Here is a 23,508-nt window from a genome sequence, read left to right on the forward strand (position 1 = left end):
CGGGCAAGCCAGGCCCACAACTACATTTGGGCCAGGGACTTGAGGTAGTCGCCAAACCCGCCTCGGGCACGGCAGTCGAGGCGGCTGCTGGTGCTCACGCTGTTGGCGGCGGTCCAGACGATGCGTGCCCCGGTCTTTTGCAGGGCCTGGACCAAGTGCACATCCTCATGGGCGGGCAGGGGCGCGAAGCCGCCGGCGCGGCGATAGGCCTTGGCGCACACGCCCAGGTTGGCGCCGTGGATATGGCGGTGGCCGTCTTTGTCGTGATACAGGCCCTGGTAGCGCTGGCGCACCGCCACCGAATGCTCGGCCTGCCACTCATCGACTCGCACCGTGCCGCACACGGCGTCGGCCTTGAACGCCAGTTGGTGCAGCAACCAATCGGCGGGCACCGTGCTATCGGCATCGGTGCAGGCCAGCCAGCGGGCGCCGCGCTCGAGCATATAGGCGGCGCCCGCGCCCCGGGCGTAGCCGACGTTGCCACGCTGCACCTCCAGGGTCTGCACGCCACAGGCTAGGGCAATATCCCGGGAGCCGTCGCTACAGGCGTCCAGCACCACCAGTATCTGGACTTCTTCCCCGGCGTCTTCGGCGTGGCGGGCAGCGTTGTTCAAGGCCGCCAGGCAGGTGCCGAGCAGGGCTTGTTCGTTATGGGCAGGGACGACGACGCCGATCATAGGGTGTGCTCGTTCAGGTCGATGGCAGAGGGTTGGCGGCACCACAGTTCCAGCAGAAAGTCGGGTTCTTCATGGCGCACCACCCGATGCAACGGTAAGTGGCGCGCGAGCAAGGCATGGACCTGGTGCCCGGTTTGCGGGCAATCGGCGATCGGGTGCAACCAGTGGCAGGCCAGCAGGGTCCCGTCCACCGCCAGGCTGGCCACCGCGTGCTCCAGGGTGCGGCGCCAGTGCTCGGCATCCAGGTAGTAGCCCACTTCACTGAGCACGATCAGGTCGAACTGCCCCGGCGGCCAGTCGTCCGGCAGGTAACCGTGGAGCACACGGCAATGGGGCAGGGCGTGCAGGCGCTGGCGGGTAAGGTCGACGGCGGTGGCGCTGGCGTCCAGGCACAGCAAGTGCTCGCTGCGCTCGGCCAGGGCCAAGCTCAGTTCGCCATTGGCGCAGGCCGGCTCGAATACCCGGGGGTAGCGCTGCTGCCCCAGGCTGGCCAGGCACAGGTCGCGTTTGCGCTTTTCGTACCAGCGTTGGCGAAAGGCCCAAGGGTCGGGGCTGTCAGTAAACAGTTGCTCGAAGTAGTCGGCGGGTAGGCTCATAGGAAGATCAGCTCGAAGGGTTGTAACAGGCGCGCCAGCGCCGCGGGGGATAAAACAGGTGCCGCGCCGGTGGTGGCGTCCGGGCTCAGTTGGCTGGTATGCGCCGCGATGGCGTGGCGCTTAAGGGCCAGGCATTGCGGGTCGAGCATCAACTTGCGGGCGCGCAGCCAGGGCAAGCGACGGTCCTCCGGTTCGGCCCAGTGCCAGGCCCATACGGGAATTTCCATTAGCCGCGCATCGCACCGCCGGGCGGCCTCGGCACAGGCGCGACCTACCGCGTCATGGTCGCAATGGGCGTCGTGGCGCCAGGTGGTGAGCACCCGGTCGCCGGGGCGCAACAGGCCTTGCAGTTGTTCGGTCAATGCACCCTCCAGGGCCGGTACCTGCGTATCGGGCAAGCCCAGGCGGCGCCAATCGAGGCCGGGCAGGTGCAGGCCCAGCCGCTCCAGGGCATGGGCACTTTCCAAGGGCCGGGCCTGGCGCAGACGGCTGGCGGGCCAGGTCAGCGAGCACGGGTGGCTGCCTTCGCCATCGGTCACCGAAACCAGCAGCAATTGCTCTTCCTGGCCGGCAAAGCGGCTGAGCAAGCCGCCACACATCAGCACCTCGTCATCGGGGTGCGGTGCAACCACCACCAGCCGCCCGTCGTGCGGCAACAGCAGTTGTGCGGTGATGGTTGGCACCGCTTGCAAGGCGCGCGAGGCCTGCCATTGCGCCAGCGATGTGCCGGGGCCGCGGATCGGGTTGTCCCGGGCGTTGACGCCGCTCATAGGTTCCAACTCACAGCGCTGGGGCGGGCCTGCTGGCGGCCCAATTCGGCAAGGTCACGCTCGGCGTGGCTTTGGCGAATGAACACTGGCAAGTCGGCGCTCAAACGGGCGAAGTGCGGGTCGCGGCAGAAGGGCGTCGCCCCCAGGGCCCGGCCGACGTGCCGCTGCACCTGCTCGACGGCGCTTTCGACCTGGGCGCGGGTGCGGCGCACGATGAGCTCGGCGTCGGCTTGCGGATGGGCGTCGATCCACGCCGCGCACTCGCGCAATGCGGCGCCGGCACCGCAAAGGGCGGCATCCACGGCGCCCAGGTGCGCCTCGGCGTGGGCATCGGGGGAACGCCCGCCACAGGCTTTACGCAGGTATTCGGCCAGGGCTTGCGCCGCGCCGTACCAGCACGCAGCAATCCCCGCACCGCCATGCCAGAAGCCGCGCCGTTGCAGGTACTCGCCACTGGCGCCAACAGGCTGGCCGATGGCCCCTTGCAGGGCGACGTTGACGCTGGCGGTGCCGGCCATGCCGCGGGCCTGCCAGTCCAGGCTGTGCATGCTCAGGGCCGGTTGGTCGAGGGAAACGGCCACCAGTTGCGGGCGGTCATCCTGATCCCAAGCGGTGAGCAGCGCGTGGTCGATTTGCAAGGCTCCGGAGCACCAGGCCTTCACGCCTTCGAGCATCACCCTGTCGCCGTCCGCACCGACGATACGCACCCGGGCGCTGGGTGGCTCGGCGGCCCACACGCCCCAGATCCCGGGCTTATCCACTGTGCGAGCGTGCAATTCGGCGAGGATCGCCTTGGCGTCGGTGTGGCCTTCAAAGAGCTTGGCCAGGGCCAGGTCAGTGCCGCCGATCCGCGCCAGGGCCCGCCAACGGGCGAGCGTGTGGCCGCGCCCGGGCAAGGGCAAATCGGCGTGGCCGCAGTCGACGCAGCTCTGCATCATGCGCTGTAACTGGGTGTCGAGCTCCAGGGGCACGGGGCGCGAGGCGAACGCTTCGAGGGAGGCCTGGAGGCGTGGTTCGTCGGCGGCCTGTAGCGAGGTCATCGGTCAATCTCCTTAAGGGCGGGTTGCAGCGCGCGGCCGCTGATAACGCTATTGGGGTGTGCGTGCAGCACATCGAATTCGCTGAGGGGGCGGGCGGCGGCGTCGCGGGCTTTGACCAACAGCCATTGCTCGCTGCTGCCGGGCAGACCGGTGCGGTAGAGGCGCCATTGGCCGGTCAACTTGAGGCCATGCAGGGTGAAGCGCAGTTGGCCTTGGGCGTAGGCGGTGAAGGGGTCGCCCTCGGGCTGCCAAGTGCCACGGTCCCAGACGATCACATCGCCGGCGCCGTACTGTCCGGGGGCGATGCGGCCTTCGAAATCGGCATAACCCAGGTCGTGGTCAGGCACCTGTACCGCTAGCCGGCGCACGGTGGGGTCCAGGGCGGGGCCCTTGGGGATCGCCCAACTCTTGAGCGTACCGCCCAGCTCCAGGCGCAAGTCGTAATGCAACTGGCGGGCGCCGTGTTTCTGGATGCAGTAACGCAGCCTTTGCGCAGGGGTAGACATGAAAGACCTCGATGATGGACACGGCTCTTAAGCTCTGTGAGACGTGGCCGTTAGCGGAGTTCAATCGGATTCGTAGCAAGCGAGCCTGCCTGCGCAAGGGGGCATAGCGGTCGTCAAAAAGTCCAGGCGCCGCATTGCTGGAACGGGCGCTGCGCACCCAGCGCCGGCGAGCCCGCTTGCTACAGCAGGTGAAGCAGAGGGGCAGGATTTTTTCTGAACTAGTGCCGTTGCCCATGCACCTAAATGTCGTGAGCCTAAATTGTGCACATTGTGTTGTTTTCTGACCTTTTGGAGGGACGACATGACCCACCCTGGAATTTCCCAGTTGGAGTTGCGGCAAATCATCGAGTCGGCTTTTTTGCCCCAGCGTTGTGTGTGCACGTCGCCGGATAACCGCTCGTTCACAGTGCAGTTTTATGCCGAGGACGGCCATAGCGTGGTGTTGACGGTGACGGGGATTGCCATTGATTCATTAACCAGCCAACAGGCGCTGGCCGCGTTGGTGGCGGATTTACGCATGGATTTGAGCCAGCGCTCGGGCGATGAGGCGGGTATGCCGCTGCGCAGTCTTTAGCGCTGCCCTGTGGGAGCTAAGCCTGCTCGCGATGGCGATCTCAAGACCGCCATCGCTGGCACGCCAGGCGCCTACGGCTCCAAGCACCGCTTGCGCCGCTGGCGCAACTCCACCACTTGCCCCGCCGCCGCTGGCTCTTCCAACAACGCCGCCAACACGTGCAGCTGCCCGTTAAGCCATTTGATCGAACCTTGCGGGTTGCCAATGTCGAACGGCATCTTGCCGCTGGCAATCAGGGCCATCGCCAGTTGCCAGGCTTTGCTCTGGGCATCCATCTCAAGCCTCCTGTGCAACGGCGCTGCGTTCGCGCAGTTGCACGGCGCGCATGCGCGGCGATTGTTGGATGAGGCGCAAGTGGTCGATGGCTTCGGCGAACTTCAGGTCGGCCTTGCGCCGCAGCGCTTGGTAGTGGGCGAACGCCTCGGCGTCGAGCGTGGGCGCGTCCAGCAGGTCCAGGGCGCACTGGCTCAGGGCGTTGGCCTGGTGGAAGAGGCGGTGGTTCTGTTCCAGGGCAAAGGCCCGGCAGGTGGGGGTGGTGAACAGCGCGTCGTGGGCAAGCATTGCATCCTCCTTACCTTTTCAAGATCCCTTCGCGTGGCGGTGCCAGGGGCGCTTTGGGCGGTGAGTACCGGGCGTTCGGTGCCACGGTTAAAGCTGTGACTGCGGCGGCGCGGGGCGGACTGCAAAAATTAACCTGTGAAAATTGGTTCGGTTGGCGCGGAATTTTCGCTCAGTTGAATCGATTATTTCGATTGTTCGCCGGGCCCTGGCGCCATCCGGCCCTTGGCCTGCTAACTGCATCGCCAGGTTCCGCCTGGTCGGCCAAGGGCAATTGCGCTGAACTTTTAACGTGCGTACCGGTTCGGAACTTAGGCGGGTCGGCCAGCGCCTGCATAACCCACCCAAAGCGCCTGCGGGCGTGAAGGAGCGATGTTCGATGGCTGAAGATCAAGCACGTTTTGACCCCTTGTCCCTGTCCGAGGCCTTGTTGCTGCCGCGCATCGCTATCGAAAACGTGATGCCCACCCTGGACGGCGGCCACTTCGCCGCCAAGGCCGTGGCCGGGCAGGAGGTGCAGGTGAGCGCCACGGTATTCGCCGACGGCCATGAACAATTGGCAGTGGTGGTGCGCTGGTGTGGGCCGGGCGCGGGGCCGTGGCAGGGCGCAGCCCTGACGGAGCTGGGCAATAACGCCTGGCAGGGTGGCTTTGCGGTCGGCGAGCCTGGGCTGTACGGCTTTTATATAGAAGCCTGGATCGACCGTTACCTGAGCTTTTGCCATGAGTTGGAAAAAAAAGCCTTCGCCGGGGTGGCCGTGGATCTGGAGCTGCAAGAGGGGCGCGAACACCTGCGCCTGGCCCGGGAACGCAGCAGCGGCGAGGTGGCCGAGCAGTTGGCCAGCGTGCACCAGCGGCTCGGGCAGTCACCTGCCGATGAGCAAGTGGCCCTGCTGCTGCAACCGGCCACCCAAGCCCTGATGGCCCAGGCCGATGTGCAGGCGTACCTGAGCCGTAGCCCGCATTTCGCCTTGGATGTAGAGCGCAAGCGGGCGCAGTTCGCCAGTTGGTATGAGCTGTTTCCCCGCTCCAGCACCGACGACGCCCGCCGCCACGGCACCTTCAACGACGTGCAGCAACGCTTGCCGATGATTCGTGATATGGGCTTCGATGTGCTGTATTTTCCGCCCATCCACCCCATCGGCCGCCTTCACCGCAAAGGCCCGAACAACGCCCTCACGGCCGGCCCCGACGACCCCGGCAGCCCTTACGCCATTGGCAGCGCCGAGGGCGGGCACGAGGCGATCCACCCGCAACTGGGCAGCCGCGAGGATTTTCGCCGGTTGGTGGCCGCCGCCGCCGAGCATGGCCTGGAAATCGCCCTGGATTTCGCCATCCAGTGCTCCCAGGACCACCCCTGGCTTACCGAGCACCCGGGCTGGTTCAACTGGCGCCCGGACGGCAGCATCCGCTACGCCGAGAACCCGCCGAAAAAGTACCAGGACATCGTCAACGTCGACTTCTACGCCGCCGACGCCGTTCCCGGCCTGTGGTTGGCCCTGCGCGACATCGTACTGGGCTGGGTGGCCGAAGGGGTCACGCTGTTTCGCGTCGACAACCCCCACACCAAGCCGCTGCCGTTCTGGCAATGGCTGATCGCCGATGTGCGCGCCCGCGAGCCGCAGGTGATCTTCCTCGCCGAGGCCTTCACCACACCGGCAATGATGGCGCGCCTGGGCAAGGTCGGTTATTCCCAGAGCTACACCTACTTCACCTGGCGCAACACCAAGGCCGAGTTGGCGGCGTACTTCGAAGAGCTCAACCAGTCGCCATGGCGCGAGTGCTACCGGCCGAACTTTTTCGTCAACACCCCGGACATCAACCCGTTTTTCCTGCATGACAGTGGCCGCGCCGGGTTCCTCATCCGCGCCGCGCTGGCAACCATGGGGTCGGGGCTGTGGGGCATGTACAGCGGTTTCGAGCTGTGCGAGGCGGCGCCGGTGCCGGGCAAGGAGGAATACCTGGACTCGGAGAAATATCAGATCCGCCCCCGCGACTACAGTGCGCCGGGCAACATCATCGCCGAGATCGCCCAGCTCAACCGTATCCGCCGCCAGCACCCGGCGCTGCACACGCACCTGGGCCTGGAGCTGTTCAACGCCTGGAACGAGCAGATCCTGTATTTCGGCAAGCGCAGCCCCGACGGCAGCCACTACGTGCTGGTGGCCGTCAGCCTCGACCCGCACAACGCCCAGGAGGCGCATTTCGAGCTGCCGCTGTGGCGCCTGGGCCTGCCCGACGACGCCCACACCCGGGGCGTGGACCTGATGAACGGCCACACCTGGACCTGGTACGGCAAGACCCAGTGGATGCGCATCGAACCCTGGCACCAGCCGTTCGGTATCTGGCGCCTGGAAACCCTTTAGCCCTTCGCCCTCGCACGCTTTTTCCCCGACCAGCAGGAGTCTTTCATGGCCAGGAAACCCCGTTCGGCAGCCTTTATCAACGACCCGCTCTGGTACAAGGACGCGGTGATCTACCAGGTTCACGTCAAGTCTTACTTCGATTCCAACAACGACGGCATCGGCGACTTCCCCGGGTTGATCGCCAAGCTCGACTACATTGCCGACCTGGGGGTGAACACCATCTGGCTGTTGCCGTTCTACCCCTCGCCACGGCGCGACGACGGCTACGACATCGCCGAATACCGCGGCGTGCACAGCGACTACGGAACCATGGCCGACGCCCGGCGCTTTATCGCCGAAGCCCACAAACGCGGCTTGCGCGTCATCACCGAGCTGGTCATCAACCACACCAGCGACCAGCACCCCTGGTTCCAGCGTGCGCGCAAGGCCAAGCCCGGCTCCAAGGCCCGCGACTTCTACGTGTGGTCCGACACCGACGACAAATACGACGGTACGCGGATCATTTTCCTCGACACAGAAAAGTCCAACTGGACCTGGGACCCGGTGGCCGGCCAGTACTTCTGGCACCGTTTCTATTCCCACCAACCGGACCTCAATTTCGACAACCCCCAGGTGCTCAAAGCCGTGCTGTCGGTGATGCACTACTGGCTGGACATGGGCATCGACGGCCTGCGCCTGGACGCCATTCCGTACCTGATCGAGCGCGACGGCACCCACAACGAAAACCTGCCCGAGACCCACCAGGTGCTCAAGCGCATCCGCGCCGAGATCGACGCCCATTACCCCGACCGCATGCTGCTGGCCGAGGCCAACCAGTGGCCGGAGGACACCCAGTTGTACTTCGGCGACGTCCACGGCGCTGATGGCGACGAATGCCACATGGCCTTCCACTTCCCACTGATGCCGCGCATGTACATGGCCCTGGCCCAGGAAGACCGCTTCCCCATCACCGACATCCTGCGCCAGACCCCGGAGATCCCGGCCAATTGCCAATGGGCGATTTTTTTGCGCAACCACGATGAGCTGACCCTGGAAATGGTCACCGACAAGGAGCGCGACTACCTGTGGAACTTCTACGCCGCCGACCGTCGCGCGCGGATCAACCTGGGCATCCGCCGGCGCCTGGCACCGCTGATGGAGCGCGACCGCCGGCGCATCGAGTTGCTCAACAGCTTGCTGCTGTCGATGCCCGGCACGCCGACTCTGTATTACGGCGATGAAATCGGCATGGGCGACAACATCTACCTGGGCGACCGCGACGGCGTGCGCACGCCGATGCAATGGTCCATCGACCGCAACGGCGGGTTCTCCCGCGCCGACCCGGCCAGCCTGGTGTTGCCGCCGATCATGGACCCGCTCTACGGCTATGCCTCGGTCAACGTCGAGACCCAGGCCGGCGACCCCCATTCGTTGCTCAACTGGACCCGCCGCCTGTTGGCCGTGCGCAAGCAGCAAAAGGCCTTTGGCCGGGGCAGCCTGCACATGCTTTCGCCGAGCAACCGGCGCATCCTCGCCTACACCCGCGAGTACACCGCGCCCGACGGCCACCACGAACTGATCCTGTGCGTGGCCAACGTCTCGCGCACGGCCCAGGCCGCCGAACTGGAACTGTCCGCCTACGCCGGGCGGGTGCCGGTGGAAATGATGGGGGGCAACGCCTTTCCGCCCATCGGCCAGTTGCCGTTCCTGTTGACCCTGGCGCCTTACGGCTTCTATTGGTTCCTGCTCGCCGACCAGTCACGCATGCCCAGTTGGCACGTGGAGCCGGCGCAAAGCCTGCCGGAGTTGCTGACCCTGGTGCTGAAAAAGCGCCTGGAGGAACTCCTCGACGCCCCGGCCCGCGACACCCTGGAGCAACAGGTGCTGCCCCAATGGTTGGCCAACCGGCGCTGGTTCGCCGGCAAGGACAGCGCGGTAGGCGCGGTGCGCATTGCCTACGGCGTGCGCTTCGGCGACCCGCACCACCCGGTGCTGCTCAGCGAAATCGAAGTGGGCGATGCCCGCTATCAACTGCCGTTCGGTTTGTTGGCCGAAGACCGGATCAACAGCGCCTTGCCCCAGCAACTGGCCTTGAGCCGGGTACGCCGTGGCCCGCAAGTGGGGCTGATTACCGATGCCTTTGCCCTGGACACCTTTGTTCTGGCGGTGATCCAAGCGCTGCAGGCGCGCACCGTGCTGACCCCCCAAGGCGCCGGGCAGATTGCGTTCGAGCCGGGGCCGGGGATGGCTGAACTGGGCCTGGATGGCGAGGCCTCGGTGCGCTACCTCTCGGCGCAACAGTCCAACAGCTCGGTGGTGGTGGGTGAATGCCTGGTGCTCAAACTGATCCGCCAGGTCAGCGCCGGGGTACATCCGGAGCTGGAGATGAGTGCGTTCCTCACGGCAGCAGGCTTTGCCCATATCTCGCCGCTGCTGGGCTCGGTGGTGCGCCGCGATGACCAGGGCCAGGCGCACTTGCTGATGATCGCCCAGGGTTACCTGAGCAACCAGGGCGACGCCTGGACCTGGACCCAGAACAACCTGGAGCGGGCGATCCGCGATGAGTTGGCCGACGCGGTGTCCGAGCACGAACAGCACTTCAACGCCTTGGGCGAACTGGCCGACTTTGCCGCGATGTTCGGCCAGCGCCTGGGGCAGATGCACAGCGTACTGGCGGCGCCCAGCGACAACCCGGACTTCACCGCCCAGCCCTTGAGCGCCAAGGACACCCAGGCCCTGGCCACTCAAGTGCGCCAGCAACTGGAACAGGCCCTGGACCTGCTGGAACAGCACCGCGACAGCCTGGAGGCGGCGGACCAAGCCCGGGTCACGCGCCTGCTCAAGGGGCGCAAGGCGGCGTTGGCGCGCATCGACACACTGGCCCGGGCGGTCAAGGGCGGCCTCAGCCTGCGGGTGCACGGCGACCTGCACCTGGGGCAGGTCCTGGTGATTCACGGCGATGCCTACCTGATCGACTTCGAGGGCGAGCCAGCACGGCCACTGGCCGAACGCCGGGCGCGGCACAGCCCGTACAAGGACGTCAGCGGGGTGCTGCGTTCCTTCGACTACGCCGCGGCCATGGCCCTGAACAGTGTGCAGGGCGTGGATGCCTCACCGGCCGCCGACACTGCCCGTGAGCGGGTGGCGCAGCGTTACCTCAAAGACTCGCAACAGGCCTTCCTCGACGCCTACCGCCTCGCCACCCAGGACCTGGCCCATGGCTGGGAAGCGGCAGGCGAAGACGCGGCCCTGGCCCTGTTCACCCTGGAAAAAGCCGCCTACGAAGTCACCTATGAAGCCCGCAACCGCCCCGACTGGCTCAGCGTTCCCCTGCGGGGGTTGGCCGCGTTGCTCTAAGTTTGGGCTGCCCGACCCACCGCCATCGCGAGCAAGGCTCGCTCCCACGGGTTCTGCTGTGGCCAGTCCGCTGCCTTCCCTGTGGGAGCGGGCCTTGCCCGCGATGAGGCCAGTCCAGGCAATGCAGCTATCGCGGCTGGAATACCGCCATCGCGAACAGGGCTCGCTCCCACGTCTGGTGTGGCCGGCCCGCTGCTCCTGCAGGGGAGGGGGTATTGGGGGCAGCGGTTACTCAAACGGCGATCAACAGGTTCACCGGCATCTGCGTTAGCACCTGGCTGACCGGCAAAAGCTCGCCTTGGGCTGTTAGGCGGGTGGCCCACAAGCCTTTCCAGCGCGAGTCCCGCAGGGCGGGCGGTAGGTGGATGCAGGTTTCGCCCCAACTCGCCGGCGGGATGTGGGGCTGATCGCCTAGCCACCCGGCCACCCAGCGTGGCACCACCACCAACGCCCATTGCCCTTGCCAGTGGCGGGCGAAGGCGACGATGTGTTCGGCGCGGGGGCCTTGCACCCTGAGAGGGTGGTAGTCGCCACGACGAAACAGTTCGCTGTAGTGCCGGCGCACACCCAGGCTTTGGGCGATCAGGGCCTGTTTGATGCCCCCGTCGCGCCAGTCGCGCAGCAGGGTGGTGATGTCCGCTGGCTGGGCGCTGGCCTGGCGACGCAGGGCGAAGTCCACTGGGCGGCGGTTGTCCGGGTCCACCAGGGAGAAATCCCAGCGCTCGTTACCCTGGTACAGGTCGGGCACGCCGGGGCAGGTGTTGCGCAACAGCACCTGGGCCAGGCCATTGACGGCCCCGGCCGGGGCGATGGTCTCAACGGCGCGGGCCAGCGCCTGGCGCAGCGGCGCGCCTTGGGGGCTGTGGAGCAGGGCATCGAGAAAGTCCTGGCAGGCCTGTTCATAGTCGGGGTTGGGGGCGTTCCAACTGCTGTGCAGTTTGGCTTCGCGCAGGGCCTTGATCTGCCATTGGCCGAGGCGCTCGCGGTAAGCGGCCACGGCGCGGGTGTCGGCCAGGTCCAGCTGCAGCGGCCAACTGCCCAGCAGCGTCTGGTAAAGCATCAGCTCATCGCCGGGCGCCGGGCCCAGTTCCGTGCGCAGGGGCGCGGCCAGCGTGCGCCAGTGGGCCAGTTGCTCGGCGTACCAGTCGCTGCGTTCACTGAGCACCGCCAAGCGGGCGCGGGTGTCTTCGCCGCGCTTGTGGTCGTGGGTGGCGCTGGTGAGCAGGCTGTCGGGGAACTGGTGCAGGCGCTGCTGGCAGGCCTGGTGAAAATCCTCAATCGAGGCGCTGAAGCGCTCGCTGGTGAAGCCCACGTCATTGCGCGACAGCAGCACCGCCGAGCGATAGAACGCGGTGTCTTCCACAGCCTTAGCGGCGGTGGGCGCGGTCAGTTGGGCAAACCGCACGCAGGCATGGCGCAGCAGCTTGCGCGAGCGGCCGGCCGGGCGCTCGCGCCAGGGCTGGCCGCCGAGCCAGTGCTCCAGGTAATCGAGCACCGGCCAGTCGCCTTCGCCGAGGGTCTGGCGCGCACCGTCCAGGGCCTGCTGGAAGAAACGTTGATCCTGGGCGCTACGGCCACGGGCGCTGACGTAGGGGCGGTACACGGTGTAATGCACGATCAGCGCCTGCAACGCCCGGCGGATCGCGCCCAGGGTCAGGTCGCGGCTCATCAGGTCGTCCCGGGCCACTTGCAGCAGGGCTTGGGCCACGCTCTCGAAGTCGCCGCCGAGGCTGCCATTGAGCACCTGTTGGCGGGCCAGTTGCACTTCTTCGGCAAAATCCGCCGCTCGCCCGCTGTGCTCGCTCCAGAGGCGGGCCAGGGGTTCGGCGCCCGCCGGGTGGTGTTGCAGCAGCGATAACTGGTTCATGAACTCATAACCGGTGGTGCCATCCACGCACCAATCCGCGGGTAGTTGTTCGTGGTCGCCAAGGATTTTTTCCACGTAGATCGGCACATGCCGCCCTGGCACCAGGGCATCGACGCGTCGGCGCAGTTTGCGGCAGTACCCGCGGGGGTCAGCGAGGCCGTCGATGTGGTCGATGCGCAGGCCATCGATCAAGCCTTCGCCGAGCAACTGGAACAGCTTGGCGTGGGTGGCCTCGAACACCGCCGGGCGTTCTACCCGCAGGCCGCCCAGTTCGTTGATGTCGAAAAACCGCCGCCAGTTGATGTCATCGGCGGCGGTGCGCCAACTGGCGAGGCGATAGTGCTGGCGTTCGAGCACGCGGTGCAGGCGCGCAAAGCCCTCGGGGGTGCGCGAATCGAAGCGTTGCAGGTGGCCGAGGATCGCCTCGGCGGCCGCCGGTGCGTGGGCGGCGTGGGCCAGTTCCTCGCGCAGTTGCGCGGCGCGGGCGTGGGCGTCGGGGTGCCCGGCCAGTGCCGCGAAAGCCTCGCCCAGGTGCGCCAGGGTGGCGGGTAACAGGGTGGGGTAGTCGTCGGGGCAGATGGGGAAGCGGTGCTGGTAATGGCTGACATAGAAACCGCCATTGGCGGGGTCGAAGCGCAGCACCACGTCCCCTTGCTGCAAGGCCACACCGTAGTCGCTGCCCAGGAAGGGCACGAGCAATTGGCCGGAGAGCAAGGGGTCGGGGGAGTGCCACTGGATATCGAAGAATTCACTGTAGGGGCTGCGCCGGCCCCACTCCAGCAGGTCGAGCCACCAGGGGTTATCGGCACCGCCGACCGCCATGTGGTTGGAGACGATGTCCAGCACCAGGCCCATTTCATGCTCGCGCAGGGCGGCAACGAGGCGGCGCAACGCCGCTTCGCCCCCCAGGCGCGGATCGACCCGGGTCGGGTCGACCACGTCGTAGCCGTGCATGGACCCGGCCCTGGCGCTGAGCAAGGGTGAGGCATACACATGGCTGATGCCCAGGTCGGCGAAGTAGGGCACCAGCGCGGTGGCGTCGTCGAGTTGGAAGCCTTCATGAAATTGCAGGCGCACGGTGGCGCGCAGGGGCGTGTTCACCAGGTGGGGTCCTCCGGTAGCGGGGCGGCAAGGGTGGCGATGGCGCTGTGGGCGGGCAACTGCGCCAAGGGCGGTTGCGCGGTGCTGTGGGCCAGCACTCGGGCATGGGGGGCGCTGCGTCGGGTGACCGGCTCCACGCCCAGGTTAAGGTCGATTTGCAGCACGCTGCCGTCCCCCAGGCGCCAGCGCGCACTGACCGCGCCTGTGCCCAGTACCACCGCGCCCAGGGCCTGGGTGCCCGGCAGGTGCGGGGTCAGGTGCTGTTGGCGCACCTTGAGCAGGTGGTGGTGCCAGGCCAGCATGGCCTGTTGTTCGGCGCTGGCCGGCGCGCCGGGGCGCGACGCCTCGAACGTGGCACGGGCGTTGGGGTCGGGAATGGCGGCGCGGCGCTGAGGGTCGGCAAAGGCCGGGAACCCGGCGAACTCATTGCGCCGGCCGTCACGCACGGCGTCGGCCAGTTGCGCGTGGTGGTCGGTGAAAAACAGGAAGGGTTCGCTGGCGGCCCACTCATCGCCCATGAACAGCAAAGGGATCATCGGCGAGAGCAGCAGCAACAGGGTCGCCGCCCGCAATGCCAGTGGCGGGCACAGCTGTGAGAGGCGCTCGCCGAGGGCGCGGTTGCCGACCTGGTCGTGGTTCTGCAAGAACAGTACGAAGGCGCTGGGGGGCAGGTGCCCACTGGGTTCGCCCCGGGGGCGGCCGTGACGGTCGGGCTGGCCCTGGTAGGCGAAACCCTGGCTCAGGCAACGGGCCAGGTGTTCGGTGGGGCGTTCGGCAAAGTCGGCGTAGTAGGCCTCGGTTTCCCCGGTGAGCAGTACATGCAGGGCGTTGTGGCCATCGTCGTTCCATTGGCCGTCGAAGCTCAACGCTTGCAAGGCCGGGTCAAGCAGGCTGGCCTGGTTGAATTCGTTTTCCAGGGTCAGCCACACCTGGCGCGCCGGGTCCAGGTGCTGGCGTACCTCGCGCGCCAAGTCGTGCAGGAAAGTGCTGTCGTCGATGGCATGCACCGCGTCCAGGCGCAGGCCATCGAAGCGGTAGTCCTGCAGCCACATGCGCGCGTTATCGATGAAAAACTCGCGCACCGGGCCTTGCCGGTAGTCGATGGCCGCGCCCCAGGGGGTGTGTTTGTCCTCGCGGAAAAACGCCTTGGCGTACTGGCCCAGGTAATTGCCGTCGGGGCCAAAGTGGTTGTAGACCACATCCAGCAGCACCATCAGGCCATGGCCGTGGGCGGCGTCGATCAGGGCCTTGAGGTCGTCGGGGCTGCCGTAGGCGGCGTGGGGCGCGTAGAGCAACACGCCGTCGTAGCCCCAATTGCGGGTGCCGGGAAATTGCGCCAAAGGCATCAGCTCAATAGCGGTCACGCCCAACGCGGCCAGGCGCGGCAGGTGTTCCACCACCGCGCCATAGCCACCGAGGGCGCCGACATGCAGCTCGTAGATCACCGCTTCATGCCAGGGCCGCCCGCGCCACTGCGGGTGCTGCCAGCGGTAGGCGTCAGGGTCGATTACCAGGCTGTAGCCGTGTACATCCGTGGCCTGGGCGCGGGCGGCAGGGTCAGGCACGGGGTGTTGGTCGTCGATCACAAAGCGGTAGCGGCTGCCCACACCCCAAGGTGCGTCCAGTTCATACCAGCCGTGGGCTGCGGGCAGCATCGGCAAGCGTTCGCCGCTGTCGCGTTGCAGGCTGACACTGCGGGCGTCGGGGGCCCAGAGGGCAAAACGGGTGTGGGTCGGGCTCAAGGGCCAGGCGCCATGGCGCGGGCCCTGGGGTGACCTTGATGGCATGGGTCGATACCTCCAGGTCGCAAGGGGCGGGGCGCTTGCCCCGTACCTTTAACCTGACCCGGAGGCTTTTCAGAAGTTTCGAGTTTTTCGGGCGGCCTAACCCTAGGCAAGGCCTGCGGGGGGTGTGTTGGCAACGCAGCGTAAGCAAAACCCCAGGCAAGGGTGCCTACACCCTACGACCCACCCAGCCTTACACCCAAAGTGGCGCCCCCGGTCTTACGCCGCTGTGGCCGCTCCACCCGCGCCAGGCCAAAGTAGCGGCCTTTCGCCGCCAAGGCAGCATGGGAGCCCCCTGCGGCCCTTCTGATAATTGCCTCCGACAACTCGTCCCCCGTTTGCGGAGCGCGCCATGTACAACAATAAGAAATTGCGGCACCCCATCTTGCCGGTGTTTATCGCCAGCCTGTCCACCCTGGGCCTGAGTTCGGCGGCGCACGCCGAAATCATGCTGTACGACAAAGACCAGACCACGTTTTCCACCGACGGCTACATCAACGCCTTTTACGTCAACAGCGACGTGGACCGCGCCGGCGAGCAGTACGACCGCCGTCAGTCACGGGTAAAAATGGGCTTTTTGCCCAACTACCTGGGCTTCAACATGGGCAAGCAGGTCGATGACCTCAAGCTCGGCGCGCGGGCGTCTTTCTGGGTGACCATCAACGACAGCGAAACCAACGGCACCGACACCGCCATCGACGTGCGCCAGTTCTACGGCACCGTGGCCAATCCCGAATGGGGCGAGGTATTGATCGGTAAAGACTTTGGCCTGTTCGCCCGCTCCAACATCCTGCTCGACGAAATGCTCGCCGGCTACGGCCAGGTCAGCGACAGCCTGGGCCTGGTGGACGGCGGCGGGGTGTCGTTCGGCAACATCGGCACCGGTTACCCGTACCCGTTCCCCACCTCGCAAATCACCTACCGCACGCCAGTGATGCAAGGCCTGCGCGTGGCCGTGGGCATCATGGACCCGGTGGACACCAACGACGACAGCGCCCTGGGCAAGGCCTACCAGGAAAACCCGCGCACCGAGAGCGAGATCACGTACCAGTTCGACCTCGGCGGGGCGAAGATCTACAGCTGGCTCAACGGCAGCTACCAGACCTCTGACAACACCGACCCGAGCGTGCAGTCGGTCACCTCCAAAGGCGTCGGCTACGGCGTGCAGGCGAAAATGGGCGGCTTGTCCTTGACCGGTTCGGGGTTCCAGGCCAAGGGCATCAACCCGTTCTATACCAACAACGCTGGCGAGGCGACGCTGCGCGAGGTGGACAGCGACGGCTACCTGCTGCAAGGCTCGTACAAACTGGGCAAGAACCGCTTGGCGCTGTCTTACGGCAAGACCAAGGATGACGGCAACGGCGTGGTCGGCACCGGCGCCGACTACGAAACCCGCGGCATCGCGCTGTTCCACGAGATCAACGCCAACCTGCAACTGGTCGCCGAGTACAACCAGTTTGAAATCAACGGCCACGACAACGACCTGCAAAACGAAGACACCGACACCTTCGCCGTAGGTGCCGTGCTGACCTGGTAAGCGCAACTGAACCGGCCCCGCCGTGCGCATCGCGGCGGGGCCGGTTTTTTTTGTAGTGGAGGGGAAGCTATAAGCCACAAGCCACAAACTTGCAGCTCGCAGCTTGCAGCTGTGCCCCCCCTATATCGAGTAGTGGCGCAGTTCGCGCGCAATGACCATGCGCTGGATTTCGCTGGAGCCCTCGTAGATTTGGGTGATGCGGGCGTCGCGGTAGTAGCGCTCTACGGGGTAGTCCTCCAGGTAACCGTAGCCGCCGTGGATCTGCATCGCCGATGAGCAGACTTTTTCCGCCATTTCCGAGGCGAACAGTTTGGCTTGGGAGGCCTCGGACAGGCACGGCTGGCCGGCGCTGCGCAGGCGTGCGGCATGGAGGATCAGCAAGCGGGCGGCGTTGAGGCGGGTGTGCATGTCGGCCAATAGGTTGGCGATGCTCTGGTGTTCGATGATGGCTTTGTCGAACTGCACCCGTTGGCGCGAATAGGCCAGCGCGGCTTCAAAGGCTGCGCGGGCGATGCCCAGGGCCTGGGCGGCGATGCCGATGCGCCCGCCTTCAAGGTTGGACAGGGCAATGGCCAGGCCTTTGCCCCGTTCGCCCAGCAGGTTGGCTTCGGGGAGGGTGCAGTTGCTAAGAGTCACGGCGCAGGTGTCGGAGGCGCGGATGCCCATTTTGTGTTCGGTGCGGTCGACGATAAAGCCCGGGGTGTCGGTGGGCACGAGGAAGGCCGAGAGGCCTTTTTTACCCAACTCTGGGTCGGTGACGGCAAAGACGATGGCCAGTTTGGCGCGCTTGCCGTTGCTGACAAACTGCTTGGCGCCGTTGATGACCCACTGGCCGTCACGCAGTTCGGCGCGGGTGCGCAGGTTGTGGGCTTCGGAACCGGCCTGGGGCTCGGTGAGGCAGAAGCAGCCGATGGTCTGGCCGCTGGCCAGGCCGGGCAGCCAGGCTTCTTTCTGGGCTTGGCTGCCGTAGTTGAGCACCGGCCCGCAACCCACCGAGTTATGGATGCTCATCAGCGCTCCGGTGGCGCCATCGCCGGCGGATATTTCCTCCACCGCCAGGGCGTACGCCACGTAGTCAACGTAGGTGCCACCCCATTCCTCGGGCACCACCATGCCCAAAAGGCCCAGTTCGCCCATCTTCGCCACCAGGGCGTCATCGATCCACCCGGCCTTTTCCCAGGCCTGGGCATGGGGGGCGATTTCACCGCGGGCAAAGTCGCGGGCCATGTCGCGGATCATCACTTGTTCTTCGCTCAATTCCAGGTCGTGCATGGCTCAGCTCCCTCGGTGGTCAAAACCATGGAAGAACGCCGCCACCCGCTGGCCATCGAGGCCTTGCAAGGTGGGCGGGTTCCAGCGTGGGCGCTTGTCTTTGTCGATCAGCAGGGCGCGCACGCCTTCGATCAGGTCGCCGCGCTCGAACCATTGGCGGTCCAGGTGCAGTTCCAGGGCAAAGCAGTCTTCCAGGCTCAAATGGCGGCCACGACGCAGCATTTCCAGGGTCACGGCCATGGCCAGTGGCGAGCGGCTTTCCAGCAGGGTGGCGGTGGCCAGGGCCCACTCGTGGCTGTCGCCGACGGTGACGGCGCGCAGTTGCTCGACGATGGCGGGCATGTCGGGCAGGGCGAAGAAGTGGTCGATGGCGGTACGCTGCGCCAGCAGGGGCGCGTCGGGCAGGGTTTGCACCGCCAGGGTGGCGAGCAGGCCTTGCAGGTCTTTGAGGGGGTTGGCGTGCCAGATCAGGCTGTCGAGGCAGCCATCCAGCAGTTCCAGTTGGCTGCTTTGCAGGTACCAGTCAGCCAAACCGCAATACAAGGCGTCGGCGGCGCGGATCTGCACGCCGCTGACGCCCAGGTAAACACCCAGTTCACCGGGAATGCGCGGCAGGAAGTAGCTGCCGCCCACATCCGGGAAGTAGCCGATGGCCACTTCCGGCATCGCCAGGCGGCTGCGCTCGGTCACCACCCGCAGATCGGCGCCTTGCACCAAGCCCATACCGCCGCCCAGGACGAAACCGTCCATCAGGGCCAGGATGGGTTTGCCGTAGTGGTGGATCGCCAGGTCGAGGGCGTATTCCTCGACGAAAAAGTCTTCGTGCAGGGTGTCGCCCGCCTTGAAGCTGTCATACAGCGAACGGATATCGCCGCCGGCGCAAAAGGCCTTTTCGCCGGCGCCGCGCAGCACCACCGCGTACACGGCCGGGTCGTGGGCCCAGGCGTCGAGTTGGCGGTGCAGGCTGCGCACCATGTCCAGGGTGATGGCATTGAGGCCGGCGGGGCGGTTGAGGGTCAGGTGACCGATATGGTTGCGCACCTGCGCCAGTACCTGGGGTTGGGGGGTGTCCAGGGCTTCCCGGACCTGGGACGGAACCTCAGCAGTCATCACTAACTCCCTGCTTTTATTGTTTTTTATAGAAGTGTTCGCGGGCGAACGATCCCGGATCGTAACAGTGCAAATTTGCCTTGTACAACCGTGATAAGTGCAGGTCAGCTGTGCATTTTTGCAGGGTGAGCGGCGTTCAGAGGCGCTTGGCCAGCACCTCGCCGACGCTGCGCCGGCGGGCATGGCGCTCGCTGGCGTGGATCAGTTGCTCCAGGTCTTCGGGGGTGACGTCGAAGAATTCCTGCATGTCCTGCAGGGCGTTGTGCAGGTCTGCGGCGGTGATGGCGGCCGGGTCCACGGGCGCATGGTCGGCAGGCACCATGGCCACCGGTTCGGCGTGGCCTTTGGGGTAGCGCACCCGCGTCAGGTTGTTGTAGGCCAGGGCGCTGAGCACCATGCACAGGGCACCAAGCATCACCGGGCCGAGGGCCAGCCAATCGAGGGCGACGGTGGCGGGGTCGGCCACCACCATAATCAGGCTCAGGGCACCGGCCGGCGGATGCAGGCAGCGCAGGGCACACATCAGCAGCAGCGCCAAGCCCGCGGCGAGGCAAGCGCTGCCCAGGCTGCGGCCCAACGCATGAGCTACCAACAACGCCACCACGCCGGCGCAGGCATAGCCGCCCAGAATCGCCCAGGGCTGGGCCAACGCGCCGGACGACACGGCGAACAGCAGCACCGCCGAGGCGCCCAAGGGGCCGATCAGGTGCAGCGCCACGTCTGGGCCAAACACCTGGGCACAGGCCCAGACGCTGAACAGCGTACCCAAGGCCATGCCGATGGCGGCGCGGGTCCATTCGGTGGGGCGGGTGTTGAGGGCAGCGGGGAACCAACGAGCGAGCATGGCGAGGACGATCCGGTACACGGGGCAGGGCAAAAAAAGGGTTGCCAGGCAAACCGGGCAACCCTTGGGAAATGTTCCAACTATTGGGGGAGGAACGGCGCGCAGTGTGCCAATCTGCCGCACCTGTGACTAATTCATATTAATGCTGCTTAAGTGCAGTTTTTTTGCATTTGCGCCGTCGCTTCAACGGTAGACCGGCAGCGGCGGGGCGACTTGCTTGCCCAGCACTCGCTCGCGGCTCTCACTGCTCAGCAGTGCGCGCTCGAGGTTTTCGCGCAGTTCGGTACGTTCGCCCAAGGGCCCTTTGAGCGCCACCAGGGCGTCGCGCAGGGCACGCAGGCGCTGCAACTGTGGCAGGGGCACGCTGAGTTCCGTGTAGCCGTCCGCCAGCGCGGGCCGGTCCAAGGTCAGGGGAGAGGGATTTGCACAGCGATCGAGGAACAGTTCTTCAGACATTGGAGCGCCTACGTTTGACTGAGAAGGAACGGGCGGCAGACGGTATTCACAAAAAAGGCAACCTGGTTTTTTGTAAGTCGCTTTTGCCGGCCAATTATGGGCCGGTGAACAGCCACTCATAGATGGCAGTTACCGATATCCTCGTAAGATTTTTCTCTGAAGGATTAACCGCGTGGGAAACCTGCAAACTGTCTGGAATCACCGTCTGACAGGCATTTGGCGCGGCCCATAAAGTGTTGAAAAACGAATATGGATCAATACTTTGTTTACATAATCTGAAATGCTTACGGGTTCATTTACAGAGGCCGGGACCACGTATCACGGCCGCGCATTTTTCATTTAAGGCCTGCTCCGCTTGACTGACTTACTTCAACCCCACTGCCTCCCTGCCGGTGCCCACGAAGCCAACCCGCTGACGCTGTACCTGGCGCGCCTGGCGCCCTCGAGCCAACTGACCATGCGTTACGTGCTGCAAGACGCCGCTGATCGCTTGGGTTTTGATGAACTCAATATCGACGAAATCCCCTGGCACCAGTTGCAACCGGCGGATGTGGTCGCCCTGGTGGCGGCGCTGCGCGAGGACGGCTATGCGCCCAACACCTCGTCGCTGTACGTCAACGCCGTGCGCGGGGTGATGAACGAAGCCTGGCGCCTGAGCCTGATAAGCCAGGACCACCTGCTCAAGATGCGTTCGGTCAAGGCCATGGGTGGTACGCGCCTGGCCCAGGGGCGCAACCTCAAGCGCAGCCTGATCCAGGAACTGATGGCCGTGTGCGCCGCCGACCCGCGCCCCCAGGGCCTGCGCGATGCAGCGGTGATCGCGATCCTGTATGGCTCGGGCATGCGCAAGTCCGAATCGGTGAACCTGGAACTGGGCCAGCTCGATTTCAGCGAACGCAGCCTGCGGGTCACCGCCAAGGGCAACAAGCAACTGGTCAAGTACGCGCCCACCTGGGCCTTCGCCAAACTGACGGCGTGGCTGGAGTTTCGCCGCTCCCAACTGCCCGAGGGCCAGGCCGACGACCCCTTCCTGTTCAACCGTATCCGCCGGGGCAGCCACATCACCCGCGAGCGCATCACCAAACACGCGATCTACTACATCGCCCGCCAGCGCGGCGCCCAGGTGGGGGTGAAGATCATGCCCCACGACTTTCGCCGCTCGTTCATCACCCGGGTGATCGAGGAGCATGACCTGTCCATCGCGCAAAAACTGGCGCACCATACCAACATCCAGACCACCGCCAACTACGACGTGCGCGACGATAACGAACGGCGCCGGGCCATCGACCGTTTTGATCTGTAGGGTCCGCAACCGGGGATAGGCATGGACAGAGGCGAGCCGCCGTCCCTATGCTGGCGCGACTTTATAAAAACAATCAAAACGCCATGACTCGCATTTCTCTGCTTCACGGGCTCGGCCATTGGCTGGCCCGCCCCCATCGCAGCCTGGTAGCGCGCTACACCTTGCTCTCGGTACTGGTGATTAGCATCGCCCTGGTGACCCTGGCGGTGCTCTATGAACAACTGGCCAAGGACTTGCTCAACCGCTTGACCGGCGAGCGTCTCGACGCCCAGGCATTGTCCACGGCCAACCGCTTGTCGTCGTTCCTCGACGACCGCTTCTACCAGCTCTCGGCCTTGTCCAACCACCCGAACATGCCGGGTTTTATCGCCACGCCATCGGGCTCGGGCAGTGATGTGGAGTCGCTGCTCAAACTCGAAGCGGACTCCCCATTCCTCTACGGCGTGCTGTTTTTCGACGAGCATGACCGTTTGCTCAACGTACTGCCGGGGCAAGCGGCCTCCGGCGAGCCGTACTGGACGCGGCGCGACTGGTCGATCAGCGGCCTGCCGGTGGCGCGGGTCGGCGATGTCGAAGTGATCGGGCCCTTGCTGGCCGGCCCGGGGCGCTCCGGTGGCTTTCTGATCCGCAAGACCATCCGCAACGGCCGTACCGACCACCGCGTGCGCATTGCCTTGCACCTGCGCCTGGCCTCGCTGACCGAGTTGCTGGTGAGCGCCGGCATGAGCGGTGTGGTGGCACCGCTGCTGCGGGTGCCGGGCGGGGCGTTCATCGACCCCACCGGGCGCCAGGTGCAAGCGCCGAAGCAGTGGCGCGACGGCCCGCAGATCATTCCGGGCTGGCAACTGGTGTTCAGCGTGCAACCGGGGGCCATCCTCAAACCGCTGAACGATGCGCGCTGGTGGCTGTATTGGGTGGCGGCGGGCTTTATCGCCTTCATTGTGGTGGTGTTCTTTACCCTGTCGCGGCAGTTGCGCGCACGGGTCAGCACCCTGTTGCAGGGCGCCCAGCAGTTGTCCATGGGGGACCTGAGCTACCGCCTCGCCGAGCAACCGCGGGACGATGAAATCAGCCATGTGGCGCGGGCCTTCAATGTGATGGCCGAGCGCCTGGCCGATGTGCTGGACCGCACCGTGCGCACGGAAAACCTCGCGGTGCTCGGCACTTTCGCCACCGGCGTGGCCCATGAAGTGCGTAACCCCTTGGCCACCATGAAAACCACCGTACAAGCCTTGCTACGCCGCGAGGAAGAACCGGAGCGGCGCCACTTGCTGACGGATTTGGGCAAGGAAATCGACCGTTTGAGCCACGTCACCAGCGACCTGCTGGAATATGGCCGGCCACACCCGGCCCAGCCCCGGGCTGTTGCGGTTGAACCCCTGTTCGAGCAGGTGGCGCGGCGGGTGGCGGCCGACATGCAGGCCCGCGGCGTGACCCTGCACTGTCGCGCCGAGGCGGGCCTTGAGCTGTATGTGGACCCTGACCAAGTCCAGCAGATTTTGCTCAACCTGTGCCTCAACGCCTTGCAGGCCAGCCAGCCCGGCGACGGCGTGCAATTGCACGCCCAGGCGCGGGGCGAGCGGGTTCGGGTCACGGTGATCGACCAGGGCTGCGGCATCCCGGCGGGCGATTTGCAGCAGATCCGCCAACCGTTTTTCACTTCCAAGGCGCGCGGCACCGGGCTGGGGCTGAGCATCTGCCAGCAACTGCTGGAGGCCAACGGTGCGCCCATGGACATTATCAGCACACTGGGCGCGGGCACTGCGGTGACCCTGGATTTCTGCGCCCCACCTGGGAAAGAGGCGAAGTGAC

18 protein-coding genes and 1 pseudogene are annotated in these 23,508 nt (G+C 65.7%); 6 read left to right on the top strand and 13 right to left on the bottom strand.

What is annotated here, in order from left to right; genetic code table 11:
• Positions 1 to 20 precede the first annotated feature (20 nt).
• The 5 genes and pseudogenes from CKW13_RS09175 to CKW13_RS09195 all read right to left on the bottom strand — a co-directional run.
• Entirely contained in the window at positions 21 to 677 is a 657-nt protein-coding gene (locus tag CKW13_RS09175) for a glycosyltransferase family 2 protein (RefSeq protein WP_095108275.1), read from the bottom strand.
• Positions 674 to 1,273: a bifunctional 2-polyprenyl-6-hydroxyphenol methylase/3-demethylubiquinol 3-O-methyltransferase UbiG gene (locus CKW13_RS09180; protein WP_095108276.1), complete on the bottom strand. Its 600-nt coding sequence runs from the start codon at positions 1,271 to 1,273 to the stop codon at positions 674 to 676. The genes CKW13_RS09175 and CKW13_RS09180 overlap by 4 nt, the downstream gene beginning before the upstream one ends.
• Complete coding sequence (locus tag CKW13_RS09185; protein ID WP_095108277.1) at positions 1,270 to 2,043, bottom strand: PIG-L deacetylase family protein; 774 nt, start codon at positions 2,041 to 2,043, stop codon at positions 1,270 to 1,272. The genes CKW13_RS09180 and CKW13_RS09185 overlap by 4 nt, the downstream gene beginning before the upstream one ends.
• Positions 2,040 to 3,083 carry an acyl-CoA dehydrogenase gene (locus CKW13_RS09190; RefSeq protein ID WP_095108278.1) on the bottom strand — a complete coding sequence of 348 codons (1,044 nt, stop codon included), beginning with the start codon at positions 3,081 to 3,083 and terminating at the stop codon, positions 2,040 to 2,042. Before CKW13_RS09190 ends, CKW13_RS09185 begins: the two co-directional genes overlap by 4 nt.
• 20 nt (positions 3,084 to 3,103) lie before the next feature.
• Positions 3,104 to 3,613: pseudogene (locus CKW13_RS09195) on the bottom strand (DNA polymerase ligase N-terminal domain-containing protein); the annotation flags it as partial.
• A gap of 277 nt (positions 3,614 to 3,890) precedes the next feature.
• On the opposite strand from CKW13_RS09195, the gene CKW13_RS09200 reads away from it, so the two are divergent.
• On the top strand, positions 3,891 to 4,163 hold the full coding sequence (locus CKW13_RS09200) for a DUF1652 domain-containing protein (RefSeq protein WP_095108280.1): 273 nt from the start codon (positions 3,891 to 3,893) through the stop codon (positions 4,161 to 4,163).
• A 71-nt stretch (positions 4,164 to 4,234) separates the two neighbouring features.
• On the opposite strand, the gene CKW13_RS09205 is transcribed toward CKW13_RS09200, so the two are convergent.
• Both CKW13_RS09205 and CKW13_RS09210 read right to left on the bottom strand, forming a co-directional pair.
• Positions 4,235 to 4,438, bottom strand: a complete 204-nt coding sequence (locus tag CKW13_RS09205) for a hypothetical protein (RefSeq protein ID WP_095108281.1) — start codon at positions 4,436 to 4,438, stop codon at positions 4,235 to 4,237.
• A gap of 1 nt (position 4,439) precedes the next feature.
• Positions 4,440 to 4,724 carry a hypothetical protein gene (locus CKW13_RS09210; protein WP_095108282.1) on the bottom strand — a complete coding sequence of 95 codons (285 nt, stop codon included), beginning with the start codon at positions 4,722 to 4,724 and terminating at the stop codon, positions 4,440 to 4,442.
• Between the two features lie 376 nt (positions 4,725 to 5,100).
• Here CKW13_RS09210 and CKW13_RS09215 point away from each other — a divergent pair, with 376 nt between their 5' ends.
• On the top strand, positions 5,101 to 7,086 hold the full coding sequence (locus CKW13_RS09215; RefSeq protein ID WP_095108283.1) for an alpha-1,4-glucan--maltose-1-phosphate maltosyltransferase: 1,986 nt from the start codon (positions 5,101 to 5,103) through the stop codon (positions 7,084 to 7,086).
• A gap of 45 nt (positions 7,087 to 7,131) precedes the next feature.
• Positions 7,132 to 10,422 (top strand): maltose alpha-D-glucosyltransferase, encoded by a 3,291-nt coding sequence (gene treS / locus CKW13_RS09220; protein ID WP_095108284.1) that lies wholly within the window; start codon positions 7,132 to 7,134, stop codon positions 10,420 to 10,422.
• 232 nt (positions 10,423 to 10,654) lie between these two features.
• On the opposite strand, the gene CKW13_RS09225 is transcribed toward treS, so the two are convergent.
• Both CKW13_RS09225 and treZ read right to left on the bottom strand, forming a co-directional pair.
• Positions 10,655 to 13,390, bottom strand: coding sequence for a malto-oligosyltrehalose synthase (locus CKW13_RS09225; RefSeq protein ID WP_095108285.1), 2,736 nt, complete (start codon positions 13,388 to 13,390; stop codon positions 10,655 to 10,657).
• Positions 13,387 to 15,177, bottom strand: a complete 1,791-nt coding sequence (treZ, locus tag CKW13_RS09230; RefSeq protein ID WP_095108286.1) for a malto-oligosyltrehalose trehalohydrolase — start codon at positions 15,175 to 15,177, stop codon at positions 13,387 to 13,389. Before treZ ends, CKW13_RS09225 begins: the two co-directional genes overlap by 4 nt.
• Positions 15,178 to 15,526: 349 nt before the next feature.
• On the opposite strand from treZ, the gene CKW13_RS09235 reads away from it, so the two are divergent.
• On the top strand, positions 15,527 to 16,711 hold the full coding sequence (locus tag CKW13_RS09235) for a porin (protein ID WP_095108287.1): 1,185 nt from the start codon (positions 15,527 to 15,529) through the stop codon (positions 16,709 to 16,711).
• Between the two features lie 120 nt (positions 16,712 to 16,831).
• Here CKW13_RS09235 and CKW13_RS09240 read toward each other — a convergent pair whose 3' ends face one another.
• The 4 genes from CKW13_RS09240 to CKW13_RS09255 form a co-directional block, all read right to left on the bottom strand.
• Entirely contained in the window at positions 16,832 to 17,983 is a 1,152-nt protein-coding gene (locus CKW13_RS09240) for an acyl-CoA dehydrogenase family protein (RefSeq protein WP_095108288.1), read from the bottom strand.
• A 3-nt stretch (positions 17,984 to 17,986) separates the two neighbouring features.
• The gene (locus CKW13_RS09245) at positions 17,987 to 19,093 is read right to left on the bottom strand and encodes an enoyl-CoA hydratase/isomerase family protein (RefSeq protein WP_095108289.1); all 1,107 of its coding nucleotides are present in this window, start codon (positions 19,091 to 19,093) and stop codon (positions 17,987 to 17,989) included.
• A gap of 136 nt (positions 19,094 to 19,229) precedes the next feature.
• On the bottom strand, positions 19,230 to 19,937 hold the full coding sequence (locus tag CKW13_RS09250; protein WP_095108290.1) for an HPP family protein: 708 nt from the start codon (positions 19,935 to 19,937) through the stop codon (positions 19,230 to 19,232).
• A 183-nt stretch (positions 19,938 to 20,120) separates the two neighbouring features.
• Positions 20,121 to 20,393 carry a type VI secretion system contractile sheath small subunit gene (locus CKW13_RS09255; protein ID WP_095108291.1) on the bottom strand — a complete coding sequence of 91 codons (273 nt, stop codon included), beginning with the start codon at positions 20,391 to 20,393 and terminating at the stop codon, positions 20,121 to 20,123.
• A gap of 457 nt (positions 20,394 to 20,850) precedes the next feature.
• On the opposite strand from CKW13_RS09255, the gene xerC reads away from it, so the two are divergent.
• Both xerC and CKW13_RS09265 read left to right on the top strand, forming a co-directional pair.
• Complete coding sequence (gene xerC / locus CKW13_RS09260) at positions 20,851 to 21,696, top strand: tyrosine recombinase XerC (protein ID WP_095108598.1); 846 nt, start codon at positions 20,851 to 20,853, stop codon at positions 21,694 to 21,696.
• A gap of 83 nt (positions 21,697 to 21,779) precedes the next feature.
• Positions 21,780 to 23,507 carry a PAS domain-containing sensor histidine kinase gene (locus tag CKW13_RS09265; protein WP_095108599.1) on the top strand — a complete coding sequence of 576 codons (1,728 nt, stop codon included), beginning with the start codon at positions 21,780 to 21,782 and terminating at the stop codon, positions 23,505 to 23,507.
• Position 23,508: the final 1 nt, after the last annotated feature.

The organism is Pseudomonas sp. Irchel 3E20 (genome assembly GCF_900187645.1).
Classification (GTDB): Bacteria; Pseudomonadota; Gammaproteobacteria; order Pseudomonadales; family Pseudomonadaceae; genus Aquipseudomonas.

Bases quoted from the DNA above. Each gene is read 5' to 3' on its own strand.
- CKW13_RS09205 (WP_095108281.1), bottom strand. From the start codon at position 4,438: ATGGATGCCCAGAGCAAAGCCTGGCAACTGGCGATGGCCCTGATTGCC.
- CKW13_RS09255 (WP_095108291.1), bottom strand. From the start codon at position 20,393: ATGTCTGAAGAACTGTTCCTCGATCGCTGTGCAAATCCCTCTCCCCTG.
- CKW13_RS09265 (WP_095108599.1), top strand. From the start codon at position 21,780: ATGACTCGCATTTCTCTGCTTCACGGGCTCGGCCATTGGCTGGCCCGC.
- CKW13_RS09215 (WP_095108283.1), top strand. From the start codon at position 5,101: ATGGCTGAAGATCAAGCACGTTTTGACCCCTTGTCCCTGTCCGAGGCC.
- CKW13_RS09235 (WP_095108287.1), top strand. From the start codon at position 15,527: ATGTACAACAATAAGAAATTGCGGCACCCCATCTTGCCGGTGTTTATC.
- CKW13_RS09185 (WP_095108277.1), bottom strand. From the start codon at position 2,043: ATGAGCGGCGTCAACGCCCGGGACAACCCGATCCGCGGCCCCGGCACA.
- CKW13_RS09250 (WP_095108290.1), bottom strand. From the start codon at position 19,937: ATGCTCGCTCGTTGGTTCCCCGCTGCCCTCAACACCCGCCCCACCGAA.
- CKW13_RS09245 (WP_095108289.1), bottom strand. From the start codon at position 19,093: ATGACTGCTGAGGTTCCGTCCCAGGTCCGGGAAGCCCTGGACACCCCC.
- CKW13_RS09240 (WP_095108288.1), bottom strand. From the start codon at position 17,983: ATGCACGACCTGGAATTGAGCGAAGAACAAGTGATGATCCGCGACATG.
- treZ (WP_095108286.1), bottom strand. From the start codon at position 15,177: ATGCCATCAAGGTCACCCCAGGGCCCGCGCCATGGCGCCTGGCCCTTG.
- CKW13_RS09210 (WP_095108282.1), bottom strand. From the start codon at position 4,724: ATGCTTGCCCACGACGCGCTGTTCACCACCCCCACCTGCCGGGCCTTT.
- xerC (WP_095108598.1), top strand. From the start codon at position 20,851: ATGCGTTACGTGCTGCAAGACGCCGCTGATCGCTTGGGTTTTGATGAA.
- CKW13_RS09180 (WP_095108276.1), bottom strand. From the start codon at position 1,273: ATGAGCCTACCCGCCGACTACTTCGAGCAACTGTTTACTGACAGCCCC.
- CKW13_RS09200 (WP_095108280.1), top strand. From the start codon at position 3,891: ATGACCCACCCTGGAATTTCCCAGTTGGAGTTGCGGCAAATCATCGAG.
- treS (WP_095108284.1), top strand. From the start codon at position 7,132: ATGGCCAGGAAACCCCGTTCGGCAGCCTTTATCAACGACCCGCTCTGG.
- CKW13_RS09175 (WP_095108275.1), bottom strand. From the start codon at position 677: ATGATCGGCGTCGTCGTCCCTGCCCATAACGAACAAGCCCTGCTCGGC.
- CKW13_RS09190 (WP_095108278.1), bottom strand. From the start codon at position 3,083: ATGACCTCGCTACAGGCCGCCGACGAACCACGCCTCCAGGCCTCCCTC.